At 65.2% G+C, this 12,980-nt stretch carries 9 protein-coding genes; 7 read left to right on the top strand and 2 right to left on the bottom strand.

Going from position 1 to position 12,980, the window contains the following annotated elements; translation table 11 throughout:
• Nucleotides 1–47: 47 nt before the first annotated feature.
• Nucleotides 48–335: an Asp-tRNA(Asn)/Glu-tRNA(Gln) amidotransferase subunit GatC gene (gatC, locus tag JN531_RS10220; RefSeq protein ID WP_228348767.1), complete on the bottom strand. Its 288-nt coding sequence runs from the start codon at nucleotides 333–335 to the stop codon at nucleotides 48–50.
• Between the two features lie 135 nt (nucleotides 336–470).
• Between gatC and JN531_RS10215 the strand changes: the two genes are divergently transcribed.
• The 7 genes from JN531_RS10215 to JN531_RS10185 all read left to right on the top strand — a co-directional run bounded on the left by JN531_RS10215 (nucleotide 471) and on the right by JN531_RS10185 (nucleotide 8,170).
• On the top strand, nucleotides 471–1,508 hold the full coding sequence (locus JN531_RS10215; protein ID WP_228348766.1) for a rod shape-determining protein: 1,038 nt from the start codon (nucleotides 471–473) through the stop codon (nucleotides 1,506–1,508).
• Nucleotides 1,509–1,710: 202 nt separating this feature from the next.
• On the top strand, nucleotides 1,711–2,661 hold the full coding sequence (gene mreC, locus JN531_RS10210; RefSeq protein ID WP_228348765.1) for a rod shape-determining protein MreC: 951 nt from the start codon (nucleotides 1,711–1,713) through the stop codon (nucleotides 2,659–2,661).
• Entirely contained in the window at nucleotides 2,658–3,143 is a 486-nt protein-coding gene (mreD, locus tag JN531_RS10205) for a rod shape-determining protein MreD (RefSeq protein WP_228348764.1), read from the top strand. Before mreC ends, mreD begins: the two co-directional genes overlap by 4 nt.
• Before the next feature lie 69 nt (nucleotides 3,144–3,212).
• Complete coding sequence (gene mrdA / locus JN531_RS10200) at nucleotides 3,213–5,150, top strand: penicillin-binding protein 2 (protein WP_228348763.1); 1,938 nt, start codon at nucleotides 3,213–3,215, stop codon at nucleotides 5,148–5,150.
• Entirely contained in the window at nucleotides 5,137–6,264 is a 1,128-nt protein-coding gene (gene rodA / locus JN531_RS10195) for a rod shape-determining protein RodA (RefSeq protein ID WP_228348762.1), read from the top strand. Before mrdA ends, rodA begins: the two co-directional genes overlap by 14 nt.
• On the top strand, nucleotides 6,264–7,274 hold the full coding sequence (locus JN531_RS10190; protein ID WP_228348761.1) for a lytic murein transglycosylase: 1,011 nt from the start codon (nucleotides 6,264–6,266) through the stop codon (nucleotides 7,272–7,274). Before rodA ends, JN531_RS10190 begins: the two co-directional genes overlap by 1 nt.
• A 287-nt stretch (nucleotides 7,275–7,561) precedes the next feature.
• Nucleotides 7,562–8,170: a septal ring lytic transglycosylase RlpA family protein gene (locus tag JN531_RS10185; protein WP_228348760.1), complete on the top strand. Its 609-nt coding sequence runs from the start codon at nucleotides 7,562–7,564 to the stop codon at nucleotides 8,168–8,170.
• A gap of 15 nt (nucleotides 8,171–8,185) precedes the next feature.
• On the opposite strand, the gene JN531_RS10180 is transcribed toward JN531_RS10185, so the two are convergent.
• Nucleotides 8,186–12,964 (bottom strand): NAD-glutamate dehydrogenase, encoded by a 4,779-nt coding sequence (locus JN531_RS10180; protein WP_228348759.1) that lies wholly within the window; start codon nucleotides 12,962–12,964, stop codon nucleotides 8,186–8,188.
• Nucleotides 12,965–12,980 lie beyond the last annotated feature (16 nt).

Genomic DNA, 12,980 nt, shown 5'->3' with positions numbered 1-12,980 from the left:
CGCAGGGTTGCGGGGCGACACCCTCGCCCCACCCTGCCGCCGACGGGTTATTCGATGACTTTGGGGACCAGAAACAGACCGCTATCAACCGAAGGCGCGTGCGCCTGGTAGGTCTCGCGACGATCGGTCTCAGTGACGACGTCGGGCCGCAGCCGCTGGGTCATGTCCATCGGGTGGGCCATCGGGGTCACCCCGGCCGTGTCGGCCGAAGACAGCCGACCCACCAGATCGAGAATGTTGCTGAGCTGCCGCGCATAGGGCTCGACCAGCTCGGGCTGGAGGTCGAGGCGCGCCAGATGCGCCACCTGCCGGACTTGCTCGGGACTGAGGCTCATAATTTTTTGCCGTGGGGAACCGTGGAATTGGTTTATGATTATCCGATTGCATAGTGTACGGCCTGCGCCGCCCGCCCGCACCGGCATTCGTCTGGTGCTTCCACGCTTTCAAGACCTTCGGAAACCTGACCTTCGATGATCGACGCCGTCCGCCGCCTGTTCGTCAATGACCTGTCCATTGACCTCGGTACCGCCAACACCCTCATCTATGTGCGTGACGAGGGTATCGTCCTCAATGAGCCGTCCGTCGTCGCCATCCGGCTTGATGCCAAGGGCAGCAAGAAGATCGAAGCCGTCGGCATCGACGCCAAGCAGATGCTGGGCCGTACCCCCAACAACATCTCCACCATCCGCCCCATGCGCGATGGCGTGATCGCCGACTACACGGTCACCGAGAAGATGCTGCAGTACTTCATCCGCAAGGTGCAGAAGGGTCGCATGATGCGACCGGTCACCCGGGTGGTGGTCTGCGTGCCTTACGGCTCCACCCAGGTGGAACGCCGTGCCATTCGTGAATCAGTGGAAAACGCCGGCGCCCGCAAGGTCTATGTCATCGAGGAACCGATCGCAGCGGCGCTCGGCGCCGGCATTCCGGTCGGTGAAGCCCGGGGCTCGATGGTGGTCGACATCGGTGGCGGCACCTCGGAAGTGGCGGTGATCTCGCTCAACGGTATTGTCTACGCCGAAAGCGTGCGTATCGGCGGCGACAAGTTCGACGAGGCCATCGTCAGCTACGTACGTCGCCAATACAACATGCTGATCGGCGAAGCCACTGCCGAGCGCATCAAACAAGAGATCGGCACTGCCTTCCCGGGTCATGAAGTCACCGAGATCGACGTTGTCGGCCGTCACCTCGCGGCCGGGGTACCCCGCAACTTCACGATGAACTCCAACGAGATTCTCGACGCCTTGCAGGAGCCCCTCGCCGGCATCGTCAAGGCGGTCAAGCAGGCGCTGGAACGCACCCCGCCGGAGTTGGGCTCGGACGTCGCCGAGCGCGGCATCGTGCTCACCGGTGGCGGCGCCCTGTTGCGCGATCTCGACAAGCTGATCTCGGAAGAGACCGGCCTGCCGGTCATCATTGCCGACGACCCGTTGACCTGCGTGGCCCGGGGTGGCGGCATGGTGCTCAACATGCTGGACCGTCAAGGCGACTTTTACAGCTTCGACTGAAGGCGTCGGCGAGAAATCCTCCCACGATGCCCTGACCTTAGGCGGGAGTGCTCCAGCGGTTCATGAGGCAAATGTCTCAAGCCGTCGGTTTCCTTGAGAATTCCCGCCGTCTCCCCATTGCGGACAGCGAGCAGTCGCCGTATGCTCGCGGTGGAAGTCGCGTTGTGACAAAAACGCGACAAATGTTTGGGTTTGCCATCAATTGAACACGATCAGCGCCGGTCATCGTTCTTACTTCCCCAGAGGCCCCGGCCTCGGGTTGAGGACTCTGACGCTGATGTTCTGCGCGCTTGCCCTGATTCTGACGGATGCACGCGGCGAACGGCTGCAACTCACCCGCGAAATCATGACCACGGCGCTGACCCCGCTGATCTGGGTCGCCAGTCTGCCGACCCGGGCCGGCATTGCCGCCGACCGCATGCAGAGCCGGGAATCACTGGCCCGTGACAATGCAGAGCTGCGCCAGCGCCTCATGTTGCTGCAGGTACGCGCGCAGAAATTGGATGCGCTGGAGGCGGAGAACCGCCGAATCCGCGAACTGCTGGCCTCCCGCGAGGCCCTGGACGAAAAGGTGTTGATCGCCGAGATCATCGCCATCAATCAGGACCCGTACCGCCACCAGATCACACTCAACAAGGGCATCCGCGACGGCGTCTATCGCGGCCAGGCACTGGTCGACGCGCACGGCGTTCTCGGACAGGTTGTCGAGGTGTCGCCGAGCTTGTCGCAAGCCTTGTTGATTACCGACCCGGATCACGGCATCCCGGTGGAGGTCAACCGAACCGGCCTGCAGACCATTGCGGTCGGACGTGGCGATGGTCAGGGACTGAAGCTGCCGTTCCTCCCCTCCAATGCCGATATCAAGGAGGGCGACCTGCTGGTGTCTTCGCCACTTGGCGGGCGGTTCCCGGCGGGCTACCCGGTCGGGCGCATCCACACGCTGCGCCACACCGCTGGCGAGCATTTTCTTGAAGCGCTGGCACATCCCAGCGCACAGCTGAATCAGGGACGCCAGGCGCTGCTGGTGTGGAGCGAACGGCGCAATACCGAAACACCTGCGGCGGATGCCGAGGCAGCGGCCATCAACGGCGGCGGCGATGCCGCGGCCCCCGACATGCCCCCCGAGGCCCCGACGGCGGCCGCGACACCGTGAGACGTCAGCGGTCCGTCCAGTTCAGCTTCGTGCTGAGCCTGGTTCTCGCGCTCCTGTTGCAATTGATCGCCCTCCCCGACTGGCTCGGCGTTGTCCGCCCCTACTGGCTGCCGATGATATTGTCCTACTGGGCCCTGTGCGAGCCGCGTGTCTCCAGCCTGGTCGGCGGCTTCATTGTCGGGCTGGCCGCAGACGTCGTGTTCGGCACGGTGCTGGGGCAACACGCATTGGCACTGGTGGTGGTGGCCTATCTGGTGAGCCGGCTGCGTGGCGTGTTCGTCCTATTCGAGCTGTGGCAGGCGACACTGGTGTTGGTGCCGATCTGGGCGCTCTACACCTTCCTGTTGTTCTGGATCGACGGGCTTACCGGCCATCAGGCCAGCGCCCAGCTTCGATGGATGCCGATCATTCCGACCACCCTGCTGTGGCCTCTGGTCTATGGCCTGATGGTCCGATGGCTGCGGCCCCGTCGTGATGATTAAGAAACAGTAGTTTCTTAATTTAATAAATAATCACACCCTCACGCGCCCCCCGCACGGTAAGCTCTGCCCATGGCGCGCTACGAGCCCCTCAAGAATCTTCACCGCGAAAAGAATCTGTTTTCCAGCCGCATCGCGGTGGGCGCGCTCGTCTGCGTCGGTCTATCGCTGCTGTTGATCGGTCGCCTCGTGCGTCTGCAGGTGGAAGACCACCGCTACTACACCACCCGTGCTGACGAAAACCGGCTGCGCGTCACCCCGGTACCCCCGGTCCGTGGCCTGATCTTCGACCGCAACGGCGTGGTACTCGCCGAAAACCGCCCTGCCTTCGTGCTGGACGTGGTCCCGGAACAGGTCGAGGACATGCCGGCGCTGATCGCCCAGCTCGGTGGCCTCGTACAACTGACCGACGCCGACATCACGCGGTTCGAGGAGCGTGTGCGCAAAACCCCGCGTTACCGGGGTGTTCCGCTGCGCAGCAACCTGTCGATGGAAGAAGTCGCCCGCATCGAGGTCAATCGTCACGACCTTGGTGGGGTGGAAGTAACCGCCGGCCTCACCCGCAACTACCCGCTGGGGGTCTCCGCCGCCCATGTCATCGGCTATGTCGGCGGCATCTCGGAAGCCGATCTGCAGCGCATCGACACCACGGCCTACCAAGGACTCACGCAGATCGGCAAGGCGGGGGTCGAACGCAGTCAGGAGGAACGCCTGCGCGGCCTGCCGGGCGCCAAGATCATCGAGGCCAATGCACTCGGGCGCCCGTTGCGCGAGCTGGACCACCGACCCGGAAAGTCGGGGCAGAACCTGGTACTGAGCCTTGATGCCCGGGTGCAACAGGTGGCCGAGACTGCGCTCGGCGAGCTCAACGGCGCGGTGGTCGCCCTGGACCCCCGCAATGGCGAGGTGATCGCGCTGGTCAGCAAACCTGGATTCGATCCGCACGGCTTTGTTGAGGGCATCGACGTGGCCTCCTATCAAGCGCTGCTTGAAGACCGTTCGCGGCCACTGTTCAACCGCGCCCTGCAAGGTCAATATCCCCCGGGGTCAACCGTCAAACCGGCGATGGCACTGGCCGGGCTGGAATACAACGTCACCGACCCGGAACACCGCGAATTCTGCGGTGGCAGCATGCAGCTGCCGGGCTCGACCCGCCGCTATCGCTGCTGGCGCCGCCAGGGCCATGGCTGGATGGACATGGTGTCGGGGGTCATGCACAGCTGCGATATCTATTTCTACCAGCTGGCAATGACCCTCGGGATCGATCGCATTCACGATGCCATGATTCAGTTCGGCCTTGGCGATCGCACCGGCATCGATCTGCCGCTGGAGAGCACCGGTCTGATGCCTTCGCGCGAGTGGAAGCGACGTACCCGCGCCGAGGCCTGGTACCCCGGCGAGACCCTCAACATCGGCATCGGCCAAGGCTACACCCTGACCACGCCGCTGCAATTGGCCCAGATGACCGCACGCATCGCGATGCGCGGTAACGGCTTCACCCCACATGTCCTGCGCGCATCCCGGGACCCGGCCAGCGGCACCAGCATCGACGAGACCACCACCGGGCTACCGCCGGTGGTGCTCAGCGACAGCCGTCACTGGGACAAGGTGATCCAGGCGATGATCGATACTGCCCATCAGCCGGGTGGCACGGCCTATCGGGTTGGCAGCAGCGCACCCTATCTGATCGCCGCCAAGACCGGCACCGCGCAGGTTGCCGGCCTGTCCCAAGAGGACCGTGTGGCACGCAGTCTGGAGCAGACCCCACTGCACCTGCGCGACCACGCTTTGTTCATCGCCTTTGCACCGGCGGACGATCCGCAGATCGCCATTGCCGTACTGGCCGAACACGCAGGACACGGTGGCGCGGTCTCGGGGCCGATCGCCCGCAAGGTCATGGACCAGTACCTGTTGGGCGAGGTGCGCTTCGAGAGTCCTCCGCCTGTCGTGCCCGCGTTGAGTCGCCCCACACCCCGCCCGACACCGGAGCCTGCCAATGCCACTCCTTGAGGTCGGTCGGCGCACCGAGGAGCCCAGCCTCAGCGACTGGCTGGAGCACTGGCGCATAGACTCCTGGCTGCTGGTCCTGTTGCTGCTGGTATCCGGCCTGGGACTGGTGGTGCTGTACTCCGCCTCCGGACACGACACCGATGCTGTATGGGCCCAGGGCAAGCGACTGGCGCTCGGCTTCGTGGTGATGGTGGCGGTGGCGCAATCGCCGCCCGAGTGGTACCGCACGGCCTCCCCCTGGCTCTATGGCGTCACCGTCCTGCTGCTGATCCTGGTACTGATTCTTGGCGACGCGGCCAAGGGCGCGCAGCGCTGGCTTGATCTGGGTGTGATCCGCTTCCAGCCATCGGAAATGATGAAGCTGGCCATGCCGATGCTGGTCGCTGCATACCTTCACCACCGTCTGCTGCCACCCAGCATCGGCACGATGTCGGTTGCCCTGGCCCTGGTTGCCGTACCGGCGATGCTGGTGATGCAGCAGCCGGATCTCGGCACTGCCTTGCTGATGATTGCGGCCGGCGGTTTCGCGCTCTTCTTCGGGGGTCTGCGCTGGCGGTGGATCATTGGTGCGGTCCTGGTGGTCACCGCGGCGACCCCCATCCTCTGGCACCAGCTCCACGACTATCAACGCGGCCGCATCCTGACGCTGATCAACCCCGAGCGCGACCCTTTGGGGGCCGGCTACCACATCACCCAGTCGAAGATCGCCATCGGCTCAGGTGGCCTGTTCGGCAAAGGGTGGCTGGAGGGCACCCAGGCCAAGCTCGACTTCCTGCCGGAATCACACACCGATTTCATTTTTTCGGTGATCGCCGAGGAATTCGGCCTGATCGGAACGCTGTTCCTGCTGCTGCTCTATCTTGGCATCGTCGGCCGCGGCCTGGTCATCGCGCTGCGGGCGCAAGACACCTTCCAGCGCTTGTTGGCGGCGGCACTCTCGCTCAAATTCTTTGTCTATGTCTTCATTAACATAGGCATGGTCATCGGTCTGCTGCCGGTGGTGGGGGTGCCCCTGCCACTGATCAGCTACGGTGGCACCTCAGCGGTGAGCCTGCTGGCCGGTTTCGGCATGCTCATGTCCATACAGACCCACCGAAAGCTACTTTCCAACTGATGAACGACTGGCTGAAGTCCGGATGCCTCGCTGCGAGCCTGCTGCTGCCCCTGGCGGCTGCGGCGCAGTACGCCGAACACCCCGAGACGAAAGGTATCCTCGAAACACTGCGCAGCGAGTACGGCTTCGATTCTGCCGCCTTGGCGCGCGCACAATCGGCGCTGGGCGATGCCCGCACCCTGCCCCAGCTCATCGTGCGCGAGCAGACGGCACCTGAACGTACCGAGACCTGGACCCGCTATGCCAGCCGGATCGATGCTGCGCGCATCGACAATGGTCGCAAGCTGCTGCGCGATCACGCTGAAACGCTGGCCCGGGTTGAAGCGGAATTCGGTGTCGCACCAAGTGTGGTCGCCGCCATCCTCGGGATCGAAACACGGTACGGCCGCATCACCGGCAATGTGCGGGTGCTGGATGCGTTGGCCACACAAGGCTACGACCACCCGACGCGCAGCCCATTCTTCCGCAGTGAGTTGATCGAGTTCCTCGCATTCTGCGAGGAAACGGGCCGCGACCCGCGCACGCCCACGGGCTCGTATGCCGGCGCCATGGGAGCCGCCCAGTTCATGCCCAGCAACTACCGAAGACTGGCGGTCGACTTTGACCAGGATGGCGACCGCGACCTCTGGCAGCTCGACGATGCGATCGGCTCCATCGGCCGCTATCTGGTCGACTACCGACCGGCACAGGCGTGGCGCCGTGGTGAGCCGCTGATGGTCCCCGCAACCGTTTCCGGAACGCTGGCCGACACCGCGAAGGTCAACCAGCGGACCGCCGAGTACCGCGCCGGTGATCTGTCGCGACTCGGCATCCGCACCAAAGATACCCTGCCGGCCGAGACGCCCGCTGGCATCATCGCGCTGACACTCGAGGACGGCAGCACGGAATACTGGGTGGGGCTACCCAACTTCTATGCCGTGATGACCTACAACCCCCGCACCTACTACGCCATGGCGGTCGCCCAGCTGGCCCGGGCGATTGGTGACGATCCTGCGTTGCCATCCCGGTGAGGGCGGTCGCCATCCCGGCCCTGCTGATCCTGGCATTGGCAGGTTGCAGTAGTCTGCGGGAGCGCCCCCCGCCGCGGCCAACCGAATCTTCGCAAGCGAAAATCCCACGCCCCGTACCACCCGGCAAGCCGCGCCCGCCGCCCGGCCACGAGCCCGGTGGCCGATACGCTCTGGACCACGACGTCGCGCCCAAACCGGATGAAGTCCCGCCCGATCTCGATCGCATCCCGGATGCCGTTCCCCGTGCCGAGCCTCGATCGCGATCGGGCAATTCACCGCAATATTCGGTGTTCGGCGTCACCTATCGGGTGCTCGACAATGCCGCCGGTTACCGCGAGCGAGGTGGTGCCTCGTGGTACGGCAAGAAATTCCACGGCCACACCACCGCCAGTGGCGACCGCTACGACATGTTCGCCATGTCCGCCGCCCACAAGACGCTGCCCCTGCCCAGCTATGTTCGTGTCACCCACCTTGGCAATGGCCGTTCGGTCGTGGTCAAGGTGAACGACCGCGGCCCCTTTCACAAAGGTCGAATCATCGACCTGTCCTATGCGGCGGCAGCGCGTCTGGACATGCTGGCGAGCGGTTCCGCCCAGGTCGAGGTCACCGCGCTGGTGCCCGGCGAACAGCCCCTGCAGCGCCCCCCGCATGAGGACACCACCGATGCACCCGGCTTTCTCCAGGTGGCCTCGTTCGTCGATCCGATCAATGCCGTGAATCTGCGTGAGGAACTGTCCCAGCGGAACCTCGGACCGACCGCCATCTGGGTCGAAAGTGACAAAGACGTGACGTGGCATCGGGTTGTGTTGGGCCCCTTCGCCGACGTCGAGGTGGCACATGCGGCCGTGACGGCGCTTCAGCAGCGTGGCCTCAGACCGTTGTGGGTCAAGCCCTGAATCCGTCAATACAGCTCAGGCACCTGCTGCACAGAGACGAAACAGTTCGCGCACCGCCACCACCAGCCGCATGAAGTCGTCACCACTGTCGGCCCTGAGCGCCGACAGCCGATGTTCGAGAAATCGGAGTCGCTCCTCACGCGGCGCCGACCAGTGCTGCATCGTCATTGCGGTGTCCACGACGTCGCCGGACTGCGACAACACCTGTGCCGTAAGCTGGCGATGCACCCGATAGACATCGTCTCGCAGATTCCCCCGTGCCAGCGCCGGCCAGCGCCCGCTCACCTGCAACTGGGCCACCTGCGCCTGCAGCCACGGCAAGGCAAACCGTTCGCCCACTGCCAGGTGCAGATCCACCAGTGCGCGGGGTGAATGCCGACCTTGCGGGTCAAGCATGACCAGGTCGGGGATCAGACCGTACAACCGGGTGGTGGCCAGCGTGATGGCCGGTGCACGGTCGAAGCCGGATTCGACATGCTGTTCGATGACCCGCTGATGGTCGGCGGCGTAAGCCGGGGGCAATGCTGCCTGCAGGGCCGGATCGGCCAGTAGCGCTCGCCAGGCAGCATAGCGAGACTGCAGCGTCGCTGAATCGATCGATGGCGGCAGCGTCAACAGATATCGGGTGACATGCTTCAACAGCCCGCCAACCCGTTGGCCCACCACCTGCTGCTGCGGCAGGTCCAGCGGCGAGGCTGGGGCATCGGTCCAGGCCCAGTAGACGTCGGCGTCCATCAGCGCGTGCGCACGCGCCCAGGCCTGCACGACTTGCGGTCGGCGCACGCCCAGCTCAGCCGCAACGCGATGGGCAAACGGTGCCCCCATGCGGTTGCAGATCGCGTTGGCCAACACGGTGGCAATGATCTCCCGGCGCAGCTGGTGCTGCTCCAGCGCCGTGGGATAACGCTCGACCAAGGCTGCCGGAAAGTAGCCGATCAGCCAGGGCAGCAGGGCGGGGTCGTCCGGTACCTCGCTGGCCACCAGCTCATCGAAGAGCGCAATCTTGGCGTATGCCAGCAGCACTGCCAGTTCCGGTCGGGTCAGTCCCAGTCCGCGTCGACGGCGTTCCTGCAAACGCTCGTCATCGGGCAAGCCCTCAACACGACGATCAAGATAGCCGTCGCGCTCCAGTCGCGTCAGCAACTGCAAGTGTTCATCCAGCCGCGCCACGCCACCCGCCGCCATCAGCCCCAGCGCCCCACTCTGCAGTCGGTTGTCATGCAGTACCGCCGCGATCAGGTCGTCGGTCATCGATACCAGCAGCGGATCGCGCGTCGCGCGATCAAGCGTGCCTTCACGCATCAGGGTATTGAGCGGGATTTTGATATTCACTTCCCGGTCGGAGCTGTGCACACCCCCGGCGTTGTCGACGGCATCGGTGTTGACCAGCCCGCCGCCCAGCGAAAACTCGATTCGGGCCGCCTGGGTCAGGCCGAGATTGCCGCCCTCACCGATGACGCGCACCCTGAGATCACGGGCGTCGATACGGACGGCGTCGTTACCACGATCGCCTGCAACCGCATGCGACTCGTGGCTGGCCTTGACGTAGGTGCCGATGCCGCCATTCCACAGCAGGTCTGCCGGCGCTTGCAGAATGCAGTGGATCAGATCGAATGGCCCCATTCGCTCGACATCGGTCGCAAGTGCCGCCCTGGCCTCGGGCGACAGGGCAATCTGCTTGGTGCTGCGCTCGAATATGCCTCCCCCCGCTGACAGCGCCGCCGGATCGTAGTCAGCCCAACTGGAACGGGGTAGCGCGAACAGTCGTTGGCGCTCGGCAAAGCTGCGCGCCGGATCCGGGTTCGGGTCGATGAATATATGACGATGGTCGAACGCGGCGATCAGCCGGATCTGCGGTGACAGCAACATGCCGTTGCCGAACACGTCGCCGCTCATGTCCCCGATGCCGATCACGGTGAACGGCGCGGTCTGGATATCGCGACTGTCGGCGCCCAGTGCACGGAAGTGTCGACGCACACTTTCCCACGCACCCCGCGCGGTGATCCCCATGGCCTTGTGGTCATAACCCTGGCTGCCGCCGGAGGCAAAGGCATCGCCGAGCCAGAAGCCGTACTCGGCGGCAGTGGCGTTGGCGAGATCCGAAAAACGGGCGGTCCCCTTGTCGGCCGCGACCACCAGATAGGGATCGGGTCCGTCATGACAGACGACGCCGGCCGGCGCCACGATCCGCTGCCCCTCGCGGTTGTCGGTGAGATCGAGCAGGCCGCGCAGGAAGGCGACATACGCGGCACGGCCGGCCGCAGACCAGGCTTCGCGATCACTGCGATCGCCTCCCCGAAGCACGAACCCGCCCTTTGCCCCGCCCGGGACGATGATGCTGTTCTTCACCTGTTGCGCCTTCATCAGGCCCAGCACTTCGGTGCGATAGTCCTGCAGACGGTCGGACCAGCGAAGACCGCCACGGGCCACCTGTCCCCCGCGCAGATGAACGCCCTCCATGGTCGTGCTGTAGACATAGATTTCGAACATCGGGCGAGGCAACGGCAGTTCTGGCAGTCGCCGGGGATCGAGCTTGAGGCTGATTTCAGGCTTGCCGAGATAAAAATTGGTGCGAAGCCCGGCGCGAATGACCGCCGTACAGGCCCGCAACACCCTGTCTGCGTCGAGGCCCGGAACCGCGTCGAGCGCCGCATCAAGTTCGGCGTCGACGCCGGCCACTGCCGCAGCACGTCCGTCGCGCGGCTGCGCCGGGTCAAAGCGGGCGTGAAACAGCGCCACCAGCTTCGCCGCAAGTGATGGCGACGCCACCAGCCGATCCATCATGAAATTGCGCGAATACGGCAGTCCGGTCTGTACCAGATAGCGGGTCAGCAAACGAAGGATCACCACGTCGCGGACCCCCAGTCCGCCAAGGAGCACCAGCCGATGCAGGCTGTCGTCCTCGACCTCGCCCCGCAACAACGCGTGAAATGCAGACTCGAAACGTTGCTGCTGCTCGGCGGCGGTGCCGACACAGCGCCCGTGCACTCGTACCTCGAATCGGTGGACCCACGCCGGCGGCGCACCCACCGGCCGGACTTCCCCCGGGTCCTGCTCGGTCACAAAAAGTCCGAAATGTTCGAGCCGGGGCAGCACCTCCGACAACGCCGCCGGTTGACCGCGGCTGTAGAGCCGGAGATGGGTGACACAAGCCGCATCTTCACTGTCCGTCACCAGGAGTCGGACGCGTATCGGCTGGGCGTCATCAAGCTGCTCGAGCACCGCGATATCGTCGCAGGCAGCCTCGGGTAGCGTCGCCTCGGTGAACCCGCGGTCAAAGGCCTGTCCCCATCGACGCCACAGCGCATCGCCGTCCGGCAATCGTCGCAGCGCCATTTCGAGACCCTGGGCCCAGGTGCGTGTGGCCGCCTCCAGCGCCGCCTCGATCGCCGTCACATCGGGCGGCGATGCGGTCCCCGGGGGGGTACGAATCAGCAGATGCAAGCGCGCATGAACCCCACCCCGCGGGAACTCGACCCGGCGATCAACCTCGGTCCCGCTCAGCGCGGACATCAGGGTGTCGACTACCTGGTCTCGCCAGTCGCGGGTATACCGCTCTCGCGGGACATACACCAGTGCCGAGAAGTAACGCCCGTAGCGGTCACGACGCAGGAACAATCGCAGCCGCGGCTGGTCGCGCAGGGCATGAACCCCCCGCGCCAGGGCATACAGCTCCTCTTCCGAGGACTGCCACAACTCGTCGCGGGGCAACATGGCCACCACGTCGCGCAGCTGCTTGCCGGCATGGGAGCCCGGGCCAACGCCGGCGCGGTCCAGCAACTGGCCGATCTTGGCGCGCAACAGCGGGATATGTCGGGGACGTTCGTCGTAGACATCGCTGGTGAACAGGCCGATGACGCGCACGGTGCCGCCGATGCCACCCTGCGGTCCGAGATGCTTGATCGAGATGACGTCGAGGTACTCGTCGTGGTGCACGGTGGCGCGCCGCATGGCCTTGGTCACCACCACCAGCCGGGTCGATCCGGCGTACTTGTCGAGTTCGGCGCTGGGCGCCATCAGCGCATCGGTATCGGCCAAGGGGCCGTTCGGACGGGCCAGACCGAGCCCGGATTCGGTCTGCATATGGAAGCCGGAGCGTCCCGCCGCATCGGTCAGGGTCGTCTCCATCAGGCCGAGGAAGGTGAAATGGCCGTCGACAAGCCAGTCGACGAAGGCGGCAGCCTCGTCCTGCGCAGCGCCGCCCTGCAGGGCGCGCAGGTCGTCGGCCAGGGCCCTCAGGCGATCGCAGATGGCCGGATAGTCGGCGACCGCCTGGTGGACCTCCTGCAGGGTTTGACGCAACCGTGAGACAAGCGCCTCGGTCGAATTGGTCGGTGGCGGCTCGAACAGCACCTGCACCAGCGATTCAACCGGACCATTCGCCGCAGCGTCCGGCAAGGCGGCGTCGGTGCGCGCCAGCGCCAGCAACGGGTGAACCACCCAATGAATCGTTGCGCCGGCCCGGCGCAAGTTCAGCAGCAGGCTGTCGACCAGAAACGGGCGATCCGGGCTGACCACCAACAAACGCATCCGACGGCCATCGCCGGTGGCATCAACCCGCAGGTGACCGGCCCCGGGAGGGCGCACGGCGGCGAAGCGGCGATGGGCATGGGCGGCTTCCAGGCACTGCGCCAACGGCAGCGCGGCAAGAATCTCTTCGTCGGTGGTGCGAAAGTACGCACTCACCCAGTCGACGTTTCCGGGGACATCCTTGGCAAACCGCGCGGCGGCCTCGATCAGTGCGGCATGGGCCGGCCCGCGGCCGGCAGCATCGGGAGCCAGTTCAGCTGACATGCAGTCTCCTTCGGGC

The sequence above is a fragment of the Flagellatimonas centrodinii genome, from assembly GCF_016918765.2.
In the GTDB taxonomy this organism is placed as follows: Bacteria; Pseudomonadota; Gammaproteobacteria; order Nevskiales; family Nevskiaceae; genus Polycyclovorans; species Polycyclovorans centrodinii.
The sequence above is the reverse complement of the archived record's forward strand: the minus strand, read 5'-3'. Positions and strand labels throughout refer to the sequence as shown.

Bases quoted from the DNA above. Each gene is read 5' to 3' on its own strand.
- gatC (WP_228348767.1), bottom strand. From the start codon at position 335: ATGAGCCTCAGTCCCGAGCAAGTCCGGCAGGTGGCGCATCTGGCGCGC.
- JN531_RS10215 (WP_228348766.1), top strand. From the start codon at position 471: ATGATCGACGCCGTCCGCCGCCTGTTCGTCAATGACCTGTCCATTGAC.
- mrdA (WP_228348763.1), top strand. From the start codon at position 3,213: ATGGCGCGCTACGAGCCCCTCAAGAATCTTCACCGCGAAAAGAATCTG.
- rodA (WP_228348762.1), top strand. From the start codon at position 5,137: ATGCCACTCCTTGAGGTCGGTCGGCGCACCGAGGAGCCCAGCCTCAGC.
- JN531_RS10190 (WP_228348761.1), top strand. From the start codon at position 6,264: ATGAACGACTGGCTGAAGTCCGGATGCCTCGCTGCGAGCCTGCTGCTG.
- JN531_RS10180 (WP_228348759.1), bottom strand. From the start codon at position 12,964: ATGTCAGCTGAACTGGCTCCCGATGCTGCCGGCCGCGGGCCGGCCCAT.